Source organism: Lysinibacillus sp. NPDC094177 (assembly GCF_050279145.1).
In the GTDB taxonomy this organism is placed as follows: Bacteria; Bacillota; Bacilli; order Bacillales_A; family Planococcaceae; genus Lysinibacillus.
Genome location: NZ_JBNNTW010000004.1, coordinates 357,822 through 373,924 on the forward strand (window position 1 = coordinate 357,822; position 16,103 = coordinate 373,924).

17 protein-coding genes are annotated in these 16,103 nt (G+C 36.2%); all 17 read right to left on the reverse strand.

Going from position 1 to position 16,103, the window contains the following annotated elements:
* Window positions 1-8 precede the first annotated feature (8 nt).
* A complete protein-coding gene (locus ACQKNC_RS09765; protein ID WP_427424654.1) occupies window positions 9-659 on the reverse strand; it encodes a hypothetical protein in 651 nt (216 codons plus the stop codon).
* Window positions 660-1,189: 530 nt separating this feature from the next.
* Window positions 1,190-1,639, reverse strand: coding sequence for a hypothetical protein (locus ACQKNC_RS09770; protein WP_427424655.1), 450 nt, complete (start codon window positions 1,637-1,639; stop codon window positions 1,190-1,192).
* Between the two features lie 372 nt (window positions 1,640-2,011).
* Window positions 2,012-3,049 carry a tyrosine-type recombinase/integrase gene (locus ACQKNC_RS09775; RefSeq protein WP_427424656.1) on the reverse strand — a complete coding sequence of 346 codons (1,038 nt, stop codon included), beginning with the start codon at window positions 3,047-3,049 and terminating at the stop codon, window positions 2,012-2,014.
* Window positions 3,050-3,167: 118 nt separating this feature from the next.
* A complete protein-coding gene (gene ndk, locus ACQKNC_RS09780) occupies window positions 3,168-3,584 on the reverse strand; it encodes a nucleoside-diphosphate kinase (protein ID WP_427424657.1) in 417 nt (138 codons plus the stop codon).
* A gap of 86 nt (window positions 3,585-3,670) precedes the next feature.
* Window positions 3,671-4,645 carry a heptaprenyl diphosphate synthase component II gene (hepT, locus tag ACQKNC_RS09785; protein ID WP_427424658.1) on the reverse strand — a complete coding sequence of 325 codons (975 nt, stop codon included), beginning with the start codon at window positions 4,643-4,645 and terminating at the stop codon, window positions 3,671-3,673.
* A 19-nt stretch (window positions 4,646-4,664) separates the two neighbouring features.
* Window positions 4,665-5,369, reverse strand: a complete 705-nt coding sequence (locus tag ACQKNC_RS09790; protein ID WP_427424659.1) for a demethylmenaquinone methyltransferase — start codon at window positions 5,367-5,369, stop codon at window positions 4,665-4,667.
* A 15-nt stretch (window positions 5,370-5,384) separates the two neighbouring features.
* Window positions 5,385-6,152, reverse strand: a complete 768-nt coding sequence (locus ACQKNC_RS09795; protein WP_427424660.1) for a heptaprenyl diphosphate synthase component 1 — start codon at window positions 6,150-6,152, stop codon at window positions 5,385-5,387.
* A 572-nt stretch (window positions 6,153-6,724) separates the two neighbouring features.
* The gene (gene mtrB / locus ACQKNC_RS09800; RefSeq protein WP_049666799.1) at window positions 6,725-6,943 is read right to left on the reverse strand and encodes a trp RNA-binding attenuation protein MtrB; all 219 of its coding nucleotides are present in this window, start codon (window positions 6,941-6,943) and stop codon (window positions 6,725-6,727) included.
* A 63-nt stretch (window positions 6,944-7,006) separates the two neighbouring features.
* Window positions 7,007-7,576, reverse strand: a complete 570-nt coding sequence (folE, locus tag ACQKNC_RS09805) for a GTP cyclohydrolase I FolE (RefSeq protein ID WP_285394784.1) — start codon at window positions 7,574-7,576, stop codon at window positions 7,007-7,009.
* A 325-nt stretch (window positions 7,577-7,901) separates the two neighbouring features.
* Entirely contained in the window at window positions 7,902-8,174 is a 273-nt protein-coding gene (locus tag ACQKNC_RS09810) for an HU family DNA-binding protein (RefSeq protein WP_004232618.1), read from the reverse strand.
* A 199-nt stretch (window positions 8,175-8,373) separates the two neighbouring features.
* Entirely contained in the window at window positions 8,374-9,852 is a 1,479-nt protein-coding gene (gene spoIVA / locus ACQKNC_RS09815; RefSeq protein WP_427424661.1) for a stage IV sporulation protein A, read from the reverse strand.
* A 92-nt stretch (window positions 9,853-9,944) separates the two neighbouring features.
* A complete protein-coding gene (locus ACQKNC_RS09820; protein WP_427424662.1) occupies window positions 9,945-10,736 on the reverse strand; it encodes a hypothetical protein in 792 nt (263 codons plus the stop codon).
* Window positions 10,737-10,757: 21 nt separating this feature from the next.
* Complete coding sequence (locus ACQKNC_RS09825; RefSeq protein WP_337991009.1) at window positions 10,758-10,970, reverse strand: DUF2768 domain-containing protein; 213 nt, start codon at window positions 10,968-10,970, stop codon at window positions 10,758-10,760.
* Window positions 10,971-11,214: 244 nt separating this feature from the next.
* Window positions 11,215-12,231 (reverse strand): NAD(P)H-dependent glycerol-3-phosphate dehydrogenase, encoded by a 1,017-nt coding sequence (locus ACQKNC_RS09830; protein ID WP_427424663.1) that lies wholly within the window; start codon window positions 12,229-12,231, stop codon window positions 11,215-11,217.
* Between the two features lie 184 nt (window positions 12,232-12,415).
* Window positions 12,416-13,726, reverse strand: a complete 1,311-nt coding sequence (gene der / locus ACQKNC_RS09835; protein ID WP_427424664.1) for a ribosome biogenesis GTPase Der — start codon at window positions 13,724-13,726, stop codon at window positions 12,416-12,418.
* A gap of 265 nt (window positions 13,727-13,991) precedes the next feature.
* Window positions 13,992-15,128: a 30S ribosomal protein S1 gene (gene rpsA, locus ACQKNC_RS09840; protein ID WP_427424665.1), complete on the reverse strand. Its 1,137-nt coding sequence runs from the start codon at window positions 15,126-15,128 to the stop codon at window positions 13,992-13,994.
* Window positions 15,129-15,230: 102 nt separating this feature from the next.
* Complete coding sequence (cmk, locus tag ACQKNC_RS09845) at window positions 15,231-15,905, reverse strand: (d)CMP kinase (RefSeq protein ID WP_427424666.1); 675 nt, start codon at window positions 15,903-15,905, stop codon at window positions 15,231-15,233.
* Window positions 15,906-16,103 lie beyond the last annotated feature (198 nt).

Here is a 16,103-nt window from a genome sequence, read left to right on the forward strand (position 1 = left end):
GAACATATTTAATCAAACTTGATAAAATCAGTATAATTAATATCATCTGTTCCATTTACATTGGCTTGTGTGCTTTTCTCCTCATTTACTTTTACTTCATTTTCCAAAACTTGATGTGCTTCATTTGATGAAACCTCATCAACTTTCCCAATTCCACTTACTTCCTTATCAAGTTTCTCGATTTTTTCAGTAGGTTCATCAAGTTTCTTAAATTCTTGATTCCTTCTATGATATTTTTCTATCACCTTTTCCTTATCTTCTATTCCATACAACCAGCCAACTTCATTTCTTCCATTTTTTGTGTAGACAACGCTAACAACTTTTAATTCCTTTAACTTCCCTACTAAAAAATCTTTTAATTCTGACTCTTTTATTGTTAAATTATCTAAGTCAATATCAAGCAATCCTATTAAATACATTAACTGATTTTTCCCTATATCATTCACACTTGCTTCATCATAAATTAATACATTCTTTGTTAATCTGTAATCTCTATCTACTAAACGCAATTTGAATTTCCACATTTCATACTGATTTTGATTTTTATCTATTTTATCCGATTCATATTCAATGTTTTCAACGATTAAATCATATACACCTTCTTTCAACAAACCACCTTTCTTATTTTTCATATTTATTAAATCATTTAAATTAACCATACCATCATCCTTTCTTTCAATCTTACAAACATATGTTATTATATAAATATTGATTTCATCAACCGATTTTTACACAGTTTCAATTTTTTATTATGTATCGGTTACGATTTTACTATCATGGGTTACATTTTTACCCCTCTCGGTTACAAAAATAACTATGCTGGTTACACATAAAAACCACTAATTTTTCATTTAAAATAGCACTTAAAACCTTCATAAACGTTGATATATAAAGGTTTATAACTAATACTTTATTTTTAATATGATTAATTTATCTATTACGGTTACACTGGTTACACTATTTTTATAGTTAAGATATACTTTTATTTTTTATGTAGTAAAGAAAAATTCCTAATAAGCCTTTTCATCGAAAAAGCTGTAACTTGTGTAACCGATGTAACCGCAACAAATGAAATCCATGAACGCAAAAAAACCATGCGTTTATACTCGCATGGCTACATCTATGACCTATGATATTTTGGTTTATTACTTATGTGTGGTTATTGCTAAAACAGCCTTAGAAAGCTATATTATGCCTTCTCTGTTGTAGGAAGAATCACCTCAAATAAATGCGCTTCTTTATCTACGCCTAATTTTTCTTTATCTGCTTCGAGAACAGCCTCTATTTTCAGGCGTTCAAGTGGTAATTCAATGCCATCCACTTTTAAATCATCCACAATTTGATTAATACTAACAGTTGTTTTATGACCGCCTTCCGCATTTCTTAATCCATAAAAAGTATCTTCTTCATTACTAAATAAGATAAATAATTTCGTTGTATTTCCTTTTTTATCAACACCGAATTTAAAGAAGCCTAATTGATGCTCATCTAAGTATTCTTTTAGGATTTTTGACGTAGTTAGCTTTGTAAACTCTCTACCTGTATCGTTATACACTTGTTTTCCAATTTTTAAAAACATATATTTATTCCCAGCACCGTAATATCTACTTTTATCATTCTTATTATCTTTCCAATTCACAAAACCAGCTCCTTATTACATATCATCAGTTAATTATATTATAATTTAAACATTTAAAAATTCCAATCATAAAACAAAAAGGTGCTGGTTTCATAACCTACACCTTAACATTAATTTAATTCATAAATACTTAAAATCTAACTATACAACCATTCTATAAAGTACATCTATCCTCCACGTCATAGAAATACTTTAACATCATGAATATCTCTTGTTTCGTTAATGTAACCTCACCTATTTTTATTGACTTACCAATGGATAAATTAATGATTGTTTCAAATGTAACTATTTTCGCTTACTCATTATAGAAAGCTCTTATTTCATGAAAACTGCTTATCTCTGTACTAATGATAGTTGTCATACGTGTAGCTCCTATAAATAATCACGTAAATTCTTTGCTACTGTATCAACATCTAACCCTAAATACCTTGTAGTTGTCGATAAATCAGAATGTGCTAAAGCATGAGATACTAAGTTTATATCAGCTCCACGTTTCACCAAATTCTGGGCATACAATCTTCTAATAGAGTGAGGGTTAACGTTCTTTAAATTCCACTTTTTACTGTATACCCATAAATTTTTTGCAATTAAATTGGACGGTGAAACTGTATTCGAAATTGGTATACCTATGTTTGAAAGAAAAATATAATCATTCTTTTCTCTATGTTCTTTCCTAACATCATCATTTATTGAAATTAGCTCTCTTAATAAAGTACACATTTCATCATCTAAAGGGAGAATCAATGGTCTATGCGATTTCATTATCTCTCCTTGTAACTTCAAAAGCATATTTTCAAAATCAATATTCTGTTCTCTCAACGCACCTAATGTTTTAATTCGAATACCTGTTTTGTATAAAAGTAAAATCGCTATGCTATCACGTAATCCCGAATACGTTGATTTATCTAAAAGTGATAACAAAAGTGCCAGTTCTCTTTCTGTAGTAGCTTCCTTAACGCTTGTATTTACTTTTATTTTGATGTTTGTCCAAAACTTTGAGTTATACCAACCATTATCGTGACACTTGCTTAAAACGGCTTTAATTTGCTTTAAACGACCATGTAGAGATGTGTCCTTTGCATTCTTGAAACTTGATAAATATTGATAAATTTTTTCATTGTTGATTTCGTGGAGATATTCAACTTTAGTAACTTCAACAAATCGCTTAAAATTATAGTTGTAACTATCAATTGTCCTTGGTCTTAATCCGTTTAGTCGCCATTGTTGATTTAAAATTTGTATGGCGTGTTTAATGGTTATATTTCTGTTGTCCAATTCATCAAACGTATCCATTTTAACTATTGAGTTATTGATTTTTTTCACCATTCCTTTCTTTGGTTCTTTTTCAGTTTTGATAGTCAATAAGCTTAAATCAATGTTTGCGTTAACTTTATTAAATGATTTTGACAAACAAAAAAACCCCCTAACATTTTTTTGTTAGAAGGTAAAAGTTACATCGGAAAAATAGATGATTTTTTTATTGAGTTCTATTCGTAGTTATTTTCGCTACTCTTCTTAGAATTGCGAATTAAACTAAATCTTCACCGAAGAATAAGCCGATTTCACGCTCAGCAGAAGCAAGTGAATCAGAACCGTGAATGATGTTGTGAGAAACAGTTGTTGCATAGTCACCACGGATTGTACCTGGGTTAGAATCTTCAGGTTTAGTTGCTCCCATCATAGTACGAGCAAGCTTAATTACGTTTTCGCCTTCCCATACCATAGCGAATACAGGTCCAGAAGTGATGAAATCAACTAATTCACCAAAGAATGGACGCTCAGCATGCTCAGCATAGTGCTTTTCTGCTAATTCTGTAGGAATTACCATTAATTTAGCACCTTTCATTACAAAACCGCGACGTTCAAAACGATCTACGATGTCTCCTACTACTTGACGTTCTACGCCATCAGGCTTAACCATTAAAAAAGTTTTTTCAATTGCCATGTTTAATACACTCCTTAAATTCGTATAACAGGTTTTACACCTACCGATAAATATTAACAAAAAATGAGTCGTTGTACAACAAAAAGCTAGAATTTACGCTTGCCCATAAATAAAGCGACATCACGTAGTTTCTTTTTGACGGGATGTTTTGGTAAAGCATCTATTTCCTGTAATGCCTTTTTCAAATACTTATCACTCATTTTATTAGCTTGCTCAATCGCGTCAGATTTACGCACATACTGTAGCATATTTTGACGTTCTGCTTCCGTCAATGTACCTGCAAATACTTTTACTAAATAAGGTTGCATCTCAGGATCATCTTTTAACAATAAAATCGGTAATGTAATATTGCCTTGCAATAAATCACTGCCTGCTGGCTTTCCTAACTCTTTATCAGTTGCCATAATATCTAAAACATCATCGATAATTTGGAAGCTCATGCCTACAAAATAGCCGAAGCGTTTCAAATGTCTCACTGTTTTGGGATCGACACCTGCTGCTACTGCACCAAGTTCACAACTAGAAGAAATCAGTAATGCCGTTTTTCGTTTAATTCGTCTAAAATAATCCTTTAAACCTTGATCTAATCTAAATTTATCTTCGATTTGAATGACTTCACCGTTACAAATTTCCACCATTGTACGTGCTAAAATTTGATGAACTAATGGGTCTTCAAGCTTTGTAATATATTCAAGTGCACGTGCAAAAATAAAATCGCCCGTGTACATTGCAACTCTATTATTCCATTGTGATTTGACAGTCGGGCGTCCTCTTCGCATATTGGAATCATCAATTACATCATCATGCACAAGTGATGCCATATGAATAAGCTCTACTGGCACGGCTACATCTTTCATCTTTTCGATATCATATTCGCCAAATTTCGCGCCAAGCAACACAAAAATCGGTCGTATCCGTTTGCCACCTGCTTGCAATAAATGGAGAGAAGCATCATTGATCAAACATGAAGAAGAGTTCACTGCTTTTTCTAATTCGTGTTCAATGATTTCGATATCTGATTTCAAATCGGAATAGAGTAGTTTTAACTTCATCTTTTCCACGTGTGAAAACCTTCCCCCGTTAACGTATCTTTTTAAAGCCCATATGCATTGCCGCAGCACCGCCACTGTATGCTTTGTACGTTACTTTTTCTAAACCCGCTTGCTCAAACATTGCCGCTAACTTCTTCATACCTGGGAAATCATTTGCTGATTCCTGTAGCCAAGAATATTCTTTATAGCTTTTCGCAAATATTTTACCAAATATCGGCATTATAAATTTAAAATAAAAACGGAATAGTTGTCGATAGCCAGGAATTTCAGATTGAGATGTTTCTAAGCAAACAACCATTCCACCTGGTTTTACAACACGATTCATTTCCTTTAAAACTTGTAAATAATCTGGTACATTGCGAAGCCCAAAACCAATCGTTACAAAATCAAATGTATCATCAGGGAAAGGTAATTCCATAGCATTTCCATGAATTAGTTCAATTTGTGGATATGACTTTACCTTTTGCTCGCCAACCTTCAGCATGTTTTTACTGAAGTCTAGTCCCTTTACTTCTCCACCTTCACCAACTGCCTCAGCTAAGGCAATTGTCCAATCTGCTGTACCACAGCAAACATCCAGTGCTTTCGATCCAGGTTTAACTGCCATTCGCTTCATAGTATCATTACGCCAGCCAACATGCATCTGGAAGCTAATAACACCATTCATTTTGTCATAGTTTTGCGAAATACTTTCAAATACTTCGTGCACGTGCTCTTCTTTCGTTTTAGCCATTTTGAAAAACCTCTCTTATCCGTTAGTAGAAGCAATGGATGCCTCTACACGTGCTTGTAGAGCTTGTTTCACATCACCTTGTAAAAACGATGCATCTTCTATTATCTGTAACAGCTCTGTTTTTAATTGCACAACTTTGTCCTGGATGACATTGCTATAGGTAACTCCAACATATCTCGCACTTTCTTCAAGAACCCTGCTCATTGAAGATGCATGCCCATTTTGATATGTCGCCCATTCTCTTTCTAAACGCAAAATTAATAAGCTCTTCTCCATAATTGGAATATAATCACTGAATGAATAGAGCTCAAAAAATTTTGAGATTAAACCTGATTCAATATTACTTATTGAGGCAAACCATTGTTCGATTGATCGTTTTTCTGCCTCATATACTTTAATTTGGTGTTCACAACGTGCCACAATTCCTTGCGACAAATTTCGAATCAATGCGACATTCCCCGACATCGCTAAAATTTCATAATAACGGCCACTATAAAAGTCTCCAGCTAAAACGGTTAGCTGCTGTTCTTTTGATGTGGCATCTAATTCTTTTATATAATCGTGCGCCGCTAAGGCTGCGTACACAATTCCAACAGTGATTGCAGCTTCTCTTTCCTCTTGTTGCCACTCTTCACCATTCAAAAAGGGAACTAACAAGTAAAATAATTGATTTTCATCGAGCACAGGCACCCCTGTGTATTTTTGCAAAGTTCTATGACGAACATCCATGAAAATCTCTGTTTTTAATTGTGCAATTGAATTTTGAATGTATGTTGCATTCATAGACCTTACTCCATTTCACTTTCAAATACGTTAGTCGCTTCATGACCTAACGCTTGCTTACTGAGTCATTATAGCATACGCGACGATTCGGAATATAAAATTTTTGCTTTATTCAACACGATAGGCAGTAGAGCTTCCCCGTTTGAAAACGGAAGAAATCTAACTGCCTTATCAATTATGCCTCGGCATAATTGCGTCCGGGGGCTTTAGGCCAACAGATGTTTTTTGCGCAAAAGCGAGTGCTAACGCAGCGTCAGCAACGTGTTTTTGTCTGTGCGAAAGCGTAGCGGCAGCAAAAGGGTTTTATCTGCGCAAAACCAACACAGCACGATGTTGATCACTCAGTACCACAGGACATGGCGTTCTTAGACTGCGTTCCGCTATTTCAGCAGATATCTTTTGTACCGAAAGCGTAGCGACAGGTACAGCTGTTTGGACACCCGCTGTAAGAAGTAAAATCGGAGTGAAAACATTACTAAGTTTTACACATCTAGTCGATTTATATGTGCCATCACTAATTTGCATGGACACAAGACCATACATAAAGCACTTTTGAATATTATTTATCTCTATTACTTTTTAGCTTCGCTATTTATAACACCATGAGCTGTATGAATCTGTGCTTTCCCGCGAATTTTCATGGCAGATGTATGTTCAGTAAATTGAGCAATCATAACCTCGCCCGCATCTAACTTTTCAGAATGATGAAACTTTGTATCTGTACCTCGCGTTAAACCGATTACATGTACACCATCTTCCTCTGCTTGAATAACAATATAATCTTGTGCCATAGTCTGTACACTCCTTAAATCCGACAAATTCTTAGTCCATCATAACATAATTAGACATGCAATTTAAGACATTTGAATAAATGATAAAACTTCTCTACGTTTTACTTCATCTTCTTCGTAAATGCCACGTGCAACCGATGTCACAGTTTTAGATCCTGGCTTTTTAAGTCCTCGCATCGTCATGCACATATGCTCAGCCTCAATCACTACATAAACACCTTTAGGAGAGAGCATTTCCATAATCGTATCAGCCACTGAAGAAGTAATACGTTCTTGTAATTGCGGACGACGAGCAATCGTTTCTACTGCACGTCCTAATTTACTTAGTCCAGCAACAATGCCATCGTTTGGTATGTATGCAACATGAGCTTTTCCGTAAAAAGGCACTAGATGGTGCTCACACATCGAATAAAATGGAATATCCTTTACAAGTACTAATTCCTCATGGTCTTCATGAAACACTGTTTTAAAATAATCTTTTGCGTCTTCATGTAAGCCACTAAACATTTCCGCATACATTTTTGCTACACGTTTCGGTGTATCCAGTAAACCTTCACGATTTACATCTTCACCTACCGCCTCTAAAATCATTTTTACTGCTTCTTCTATTTTTAATAAATCAACATTCGACATCCGTAAAAAACCTCCTGCGTATCTATACATAACACATATCTTTATGCATCGTAGCATATCCAAAAGGTAAGCGCAAAACGACTTACTTGATTCAAAAGAAATTCAACGATATATGAGCAAAATAGCCACTTTATGCTATCTATTGAGAAGCATATTTTATAAATTGTGCATATGATATTTATAATGCTTAAATATTAGTTTCTTGCATCTTTCTATGTACCAAACTTATTTAGCGTACCTTCTCGAATTTTCAAAGTGAAGTTAAAAAGAGCAGCCTCCATGTTCGTTTACATGAAGACTGCTCTATGTAACTACTAGACGTGTATTATTTTACAGCATCTTTAAGCGCTTTACCTGGTTTGAAAGCAGGTACCTTGCTAGCAGCGATTTCGATTTCTTTACCAGTTTGTGGGTTACGACCTTTACGAGCCGCACGTTCACGTACTTCAAAGTTACCAAAACCAATTAATTGTACTTTGTCACCCTTTGCAAGAGCATCTTGAATTGTATCAAATACAGCTTCAACTGCTTTAGAAGCGTCTTTTTTAGAAAGACCTGCAGCTTCAGCAACAGAGTTTACTAATTCTGTTTTATTCACACCATTCACCTCCTCTCAAAGGGTCATGAACCAATTCTGTAAAAAGATTAACACATAGGAAACCGCTACGCAACTGTATTCATTCATGATTATAACCAAAAAATTAATTTTTCACCCAAAAAACAAAAATAACAGGACTTTTCGCATAAAAACGAAAAGACCTGTGATATTTTTTTGCGCTTTATTTTTCTTTTTATCACTACAAAATAAATGTAACTAATCCTCTATCACCTTCGTTCACCATACGTTCAATTGTTTGTCGCATCCGTTTTTTAGCTGTAGATGGAACTGCATCCATTTTATAGCGGATTCCTTCTTTTAACACTTCATGTAGCGGAGTTCCAAAAAGCTGTGTGCTCCATAAAGCTTCACGATCATGTAAATAAGCATGATTTAAATCCTTAAGTAATTGTTGACTATGGAATTCAGAGCCTATTAGTGGCGCGAATTCTGATTCCATATCTACACGAATGATATGATATGACGGTGCTTTTGCCTTCATACGCACACCATAAAAATTATTTTGTTTAATGAGCTCTGGTGCTGTTGGTTCAAACTCTTGCATCATCGGCAATGTTACACCATAACCAGTCGAATCTGCTTCATTAATAGCATTTTTAAAGCGTTTTTGTGCCTCTTTTGCTTCTGCTGCTTCTTTAATAAAGAGTAGCCAATCTCGCTTAGTCTCAATTGGCTCATCTAGCCATTCATTGCAAACCGACTTATATAGCTCACTTTGTAATGACACTCGAATGACTGCTGTCCCAACACCAGCATCTACATGTACCACTTCACTATGGTCAATAAAATCAATAGCTTTAAAAGCATCTGACGCCTGCTGTACATCTCTAATTTTCATAATAGATGACAACACTTCTTCCATCGAATCAATCAGTGCAATATTCAATGGGTGTGTTGCATCTAAAACATCTAACCAATCTGGTTTCTCCACCTCAATTGTTCGAATTGGAAATTCAAATAATGCTTCTTGCAAAATAAACTGAATATCAGATGCGCGCATTTGATCAATGGCAGTAGCAATTACTGGAACATTATAGCGTTCAAATAACTCATTTCGAAGCTGGACCGTTTCCTCTCTTGCTGGCATTTGGCAATTTAAGACAACAACAAAAGGTTTTCCAATTTCCTTTAATTGCTCTACAATTTCCTCTTCAGCCTTCTCTGCCGCACGACGACTTATACCATTTACCGTGCCATCCGTAGTTACAACAATTCCAATATTGGCATGGTCACGAATTACTTTATCTGTGCCTATTTTCGCCGCTTCTTGGAAAGGAATAGGCTCTGTGTGCCAAGGTGTATGCACATATTTTGGCCCATTTTCATCCTCATAGCCCTTTGTACCTTCGATGATGTAACCAACGCAATCTGCTAAACGAATTTGGAACGTCATTTCATCATCACCGACCGCAATACGTGTTGCTTGGGCAGGCACAAACTTCGGCTCAGCAGTCATAATGACTGGCCCCGGCGAGCTTTGTGGCAACTCGTCTTGTGCACGCATTCTTTCTGTTTCATCCACAATATTTGGTAACACGACCGATTCCATAACCTTTTTTACAAATGTTGATTTACCTACACGTACTGGACCGACAACACCAATATAAACATCGCCATTTGTGCGCTCTGCAATTTCTCTAAATACTGCTTCACTCAAGGTTTCTGCCTCCTTTATCTACGCTTTTTCACTATATGCAAGCAGGTAGATAAATATGAAAAGCCCCTCACAAATGTAAGGAGCTTCTTGATTTATTCTTTTTTAGTTTTGGCTTCTGCCTCTTTTTTAGCTTTTTCTATAGCCTTTTCTCTAGCTTTTTTTGCGTCACTATTATAGGCGTCCATAAAGTAAATTGGCTCACCTTTTTCATCTACTGTATATGGGATAGAATAAGCTGGTACGACTGGATATTTATCGACAAGTAGCTGACGAATATCATCTCCAGGCTTCACATCAAACTTGTCTTCTTTTAGTAGTTGACCTAAATCGATTGAATAGTCGACATGCATTTCACCATCGCCTGTCATAAATATCGGTAATTCGGTACCAGAATAAGGGCTTTTCACCGTAACATCTTTTTTATAGCCCAATTCTTCAAAGTTAATTTGAAATACATTATCTGAAGTTGAACCCTTTATCGGTAAATATTGAGTAGAAAGTTTACGAATATTAATTTCACGAATTCTCTCTGCAGCATTTAAATCTACCAATTTTACTTTAGCTTCATTCTCAGGATCCCAAATAATATACTGATAAATTCCACCCTTTTCGTAAGCGTTCCCTGGAATTTGTGCAAGATATTTTGGCATTAGTTTTTCAAAATCAATTAAGTATTTTATATATATATCTGTATCTAGCTCACTATTTTTAATTGGAACTAGTCCACCAGTTGCTTCGCGGTATTCATTAACCGCACGCTGAACCGCAGCTAATTGGTCAGCATCAGGCACTGATTTTGCCGCTTTTTCGTCTTCTGGATATGCACAACCTACTAGAAGTACAGCAGTTACTACTACCAAAAGAAAAGCACTTAGTTTTTTCATGTCACTTCCACCTCATCATTTTTATGCAGGCCATGTGGCTACAATTAGTACCATTAAAAATGTGCCAAGCCCAAATAGTATGTATGCAATTAAATTTACGATTGTACGTAAAAAACCGTTTGAAACCTTATTACGAGCTAAATAAATTAAACCAACAGATATAATCATAAAGCCGATACAATAAAATGATACCCACATTACATCAAGCGCTGGCAAATGTGCTAACGGACCCATTTAAGACAACCACCTTTCTTCAATGTCACGAAACAATCAAAATATATTATACTATGTGCTTTCGCTAAAAAGAAATAGTTGTCCAATAACTATCATTAAATGGACAACCTTTATTATTCAACTAAAAACACACAATAAGGCGTCTCAGTTATAATCTGAGACACCTTATTTATGTCCATTTTATGACAAAGTTAATAGAATAGATCAGGTATGTTAATTACCATTTTTATCTAGTCGCATTAATTTAGTACATCATGTCATCAATTTCTCGCTTTTTCATACGCATCATTAATGTATCAACCGCTACTTTCGGTTCGATATCACTAAATAGAACACTATAAAGCACCGTAGTTATTGGCATAGCAACATCATATTTCTCTGCCAATTGATAGGCAGCTTTGGTTGTACGTACCCCCTCAACAACCATGCCCATTTGGTCTAGTACCTCTGGCAGTTTCATTCCTTGCCCCAGTAAATTACCTGCACGCCAATTACGAGAGTGCACGCTTGTACATGTTACAATTAAGTCCCCCATGCCTGTAAGTCCTGAGAATGTAAACGGATTCCCCCCCATTTTAACACCAAGACGTGAAATTTCAGCCAACCCTCTAGTAATAAGTGCTGCTTTGGCATTATCACCGTAATTTAAGCCGTCTGAAATACCTGCAGCTAATGCGATTACGTTTTTTAAAGCGCCACCTATTTCTACGCCAACTACATCTTGGTTTGTGTAGACACGGAAAAATTGGTTCATAAATAAATCCTGCACTTTTTCCGCAGCTTTAATGTTTTCACAAGCTGCCGTAACAGTTGTCGGGTGGTGTAAAACAACTTCCTCTGCATGACTTGGACCTGAAAGCACGACAATTTCTTCTACAAATTCTGCTGGTAGACTTTCTGCTAGAATTTCTGAAATTCGTTTTAATGTATCGGGCTCAATCCCCTTCGATACATGAACAAACAGTACTTTTTTATCGAGGGTAGCTATCATTTTTTCACAAACTTCTCGAATAGCCTTAGTAGGCACGGCTACAACAATTGTCTCCGAATGAGCAACTGCCGTAGCAATATCACTTGTTGCATACAAATTTGTCGGCAGCACCGTCTCAGGTAAATACTTCTTATTTGTATGCAGGTTGTTAATTTCTTCAGCTTGATCAGTTCGATGAGTCCATAGAAGTGTATCATGCCCATTTTCTGCAAGTACCATCGCAAGCGCTGTACCCCACGAGCCTGCCCCTAACACACAAACTTTTTCCATTCAAAATCCTCCCTTGTTTAGAAAAGGCAATTCACTTTTATTAATTACGAAATATGCTAGAAAAAGGCATACAACAGTAACCCTTTCAAAGCAATCTTATTAGAAAAATTAACTTCCCTCTCTTGTAAAAAGACGCCACCCAACAATTATTGTCAGGCTGGCGTATTGTATGTGTATATTTTTCCTAAGCACGAGCACGGGAAATTAATCGAATTGGCGTTCCTTCAAAATCAAATGTTTCTCGGATACGATTTTCTAAAAATCGTTCGTAAGAGAAATGCATTAGCTCTGGTTCATTAACAAACACCACAAACGTAGGTGGCTGTATCGCAACTTGAGTAGCATAATAGATGCGAAGACGGCGGCCTTTATCAGCTGGTGCTGGGTTACGTGCCACAGCATCTTCAATCACTTCATTAAGGATAGATGATTGAATACGCATTGCATGGTTTTCACTTACACGTTGTATAATCGGTAAAATTTGATGTACACGTTGCTTTGTATTGGCCGATACAAAAATAATTGGTGCATAGTCTAAGAATAAGAAATGCTCACGAATTTGTTGCGTAAAGACGTTCATTGTTTTTTCGTCTTTTTCAATCGCATCCCATTTATTAACAACAATGACAACAGCTTTTCCTGCTTCATGTGCATAGCCTGCAATTTTTTTATCTTGTTCTTGAATGCCTTCTTCTGCATTTAGAACAACTAAAACAACATCAGAGCGTTCAATTGCTCGTAACGCACGCAATACAGAATATTTCTCTGTCGTTTCGTACACTTTCCCTTTTTTACGCATACCTGCAGTATCAATAATGACATATTCCTGACCATCATATTCATAAGGCGTGTCAATAGCATCTCGAGTAGTACCTGCGATATTACTAACAATAACGCGATCTTGGCCTAAAAATGCGTTTACCAATGAAGATTTCCCAACATTTGGACGACCAATTAACGAGAATTTAATGACCTCGTCCCCATATTGATCTTCATCCTCATTTGGGAAATGCTTTGCACATTCATCCAATAAATCCCCTAAGCCTAAACCGTGAGAACCAGAAATTGGCCAAGGCTCACCAAAGCCAAGCGCATAGAAATCATAAATCATTTCGCGCATGTCTGGGTTATCAATTTTATTGACTGCTAAAACGACCGGTTTTTTTGTTTTGTATAAAATTTTTGCTACTTGCTCATCAGCTGCTGTTACACCTTCACGACCATTTGTCATAAAGATTATAACGTCTGCTTCATCAATGGCGATTTCTGCTTGTTGACGAATTTGCTCTAAAAACGGCTCGTCCCCAATCTCAATACCACCTGTATCAATAATATTAAAATCATGTGTTAACCACTCTGCCGAACTATAAATACGGTCGCGTGTAACTCCTGGAATATCTTCCACAATCGATACACGTTCTCCAACGATACGATTAAAAATCGTCGACTTACCTACGTTCGGACGACCAACGATGGCTACTACTGGTTTCGTCATCTGTACTTCATCCTTCCAACTTCTTGTCTTTCGCTATTATACACGAAAAATGCCATTATATCATATCATATCCATAAAAGTGCGCGCCATGTATCGTTCTATCCATCTCTTTGGGATTTTTTACATCGTTTCCTCTTCTATCTGGGGTCGACTGGTTAAATCATTCTATCCAGCTCTTCGATAGCTTTATCCGTCACTTTGGCTGTTCTATCCGTTTTCCCCATAAAAAAAGCGAGGACACAAACTGTATCCCCGCTTGTCTAGTTTATTTAAAATTTTTCAGTTTATCGCCAATGACATCACCGAAAGAGAAGCCTGTGTTTTCTTCTGGTAATTCATAGTCAATTACTTCCGCTGCCTCAGGATTTTCAAGTAAATCTTTAATACTTAATGCTAAGCGGCCTTCTTCTGCATTTACATCAAGCACTTTCACTTGTACCTCTTGTCCTTCTTTTAAAGCTTCATGCGGCGTGTTAATATGCTTATGCGCGATTTGAGATATATGCACTAAACCTTCTACACCTGGGAAAACTTCTACAAATGCTCCGAATGAAGTAAGACGTTTTACTTTTCCCTCTAACACTGTACCTTTAGCTGCATGCTCTTCAATGTTCGACCAAGGGCCAGGAATCGTTTCCTTAATGGATAGCGAAATACGCTCATTTTCTGGGTCTACAGAAAGGACTTTTACTTTCACCTCTTGTCCTTCTGATAAAACCTCGCTCACATCACTCACATGCTCATGAGACACTTGCGAAATATGCACGAGACCATCAAATCCACCAAGGTCAATAAATGCACCAAATGATGCGATACGCTGTACTTTACCATTTAAAACATCGCCAGTTTTAATTTGGTTAATGACATTTTTCTTTTGAGAAGCTTTTTCAGCTTCCACTACAGCACGATGTGATAAAATTAAGCGATTTTTTTCTTTATCAAGCTCAACAATTTTAAAGCTAAGAGATTTGCCTTTATAGTCTTCAAAATCATCTACAAAGTAGTCTTCTACTAGGGATGCTGGAACGAAGCCACGTACTCCTAAATCTACGACAAGACCACCTTTAACAATATCTTTTACTTCCGCTTCGAAAATTTCCTCAGCGTTGAATTGTTGCTCAAGTGAATCCCATGCTTTTAAAGCATCTACTTTACGTTTTGATAATACATAGTTTTCTTCTTCTACCTTTGTAATCATCAACTCTAACTCATCTCCAACAGAGATTACGTCAGACGCTTTTTCAATGTGTAAGCTTGATAATTCACTTATTGGTACAATACCATCAAACGGTGCACCTGGAATAGAAACAGTTACCGATTTTTCATCAACCTGCACTGCAATACCTTTGACGATATCACCTTCGTTAAATGTTTGTTCTGCATAGTTCATTTCTTCAGACATATGTAACCCTCCTTCGCATCTTCCCTTACTATTTTATTCGATATTGAAGACAAAGACAAAAATAAATCCTTTAAATTCAAAAAATGTCTGAAATTTTCGGATTTATACCATTTTTTCTTGCGCTAATTTTAAAATGGCCTGTGCTGCATCATCAATTGACAATGCTGTCGTGTCTAAAAATATAGCATCTTCTGCTTGAATTAGTGGCGATGCTTCACGCTCGCTATCCATTTTATCGCGCAGGGCAATTTCTTCTTGAAGCTTCTCAATAGACGATTCAATTCCTCGCTTTTGATTGTCAATAAAACGACGTCTTGCTCTCTCTTCTACAGTTGCAGACATAAAGATTTTTAGTTCTGCATTCTTTAATACATGCGTAGCAATATCTCGGCCATCCATAACAACACCACCATTAGCCGCAAGATTTTGTTGCTGTGCAACTAATAGTTCACGTACTTTTGCATGAGCCGATACTTCTGAAACAGATGAAGTTACCTCATTTGATCGAATTTCTGCCGACACATTCTTCCCGTCTAAAAAGACAAGTTGCCCATGAGAAGAAGGTTTTAATTCAATTGTGCTAGATGCTAACATTTCTGCTAAATTTGTTTCATCATCTAAATGTATGTTTTGTTGCATTGCTTTATACGTCACTGCACGATACATTGCACCTGTGTCGATATAAGTAAATCCAAGTGCCTCTGCAACAATTTTTGCGATTGTGCTTTTGCCAGCACCAGCCGGCCCATCAATCGCAATTTGAATGTTTTTCTTCATATTCTCCCCTACTTTCTATCACACCATATTGTATCATAAAAAGAGGCTGGGACAAAACCCATCTCTAAACTAAAAAGCCGGTGAAATTTTACGATCAGTAAAATTCACCGGCTTTAAATTTTTTTCATAAAAAAATAAGGACCACTTCTGATAAAATTAAGTCACCACAACAAAATTATACAGAAAGAAGGATCCTTA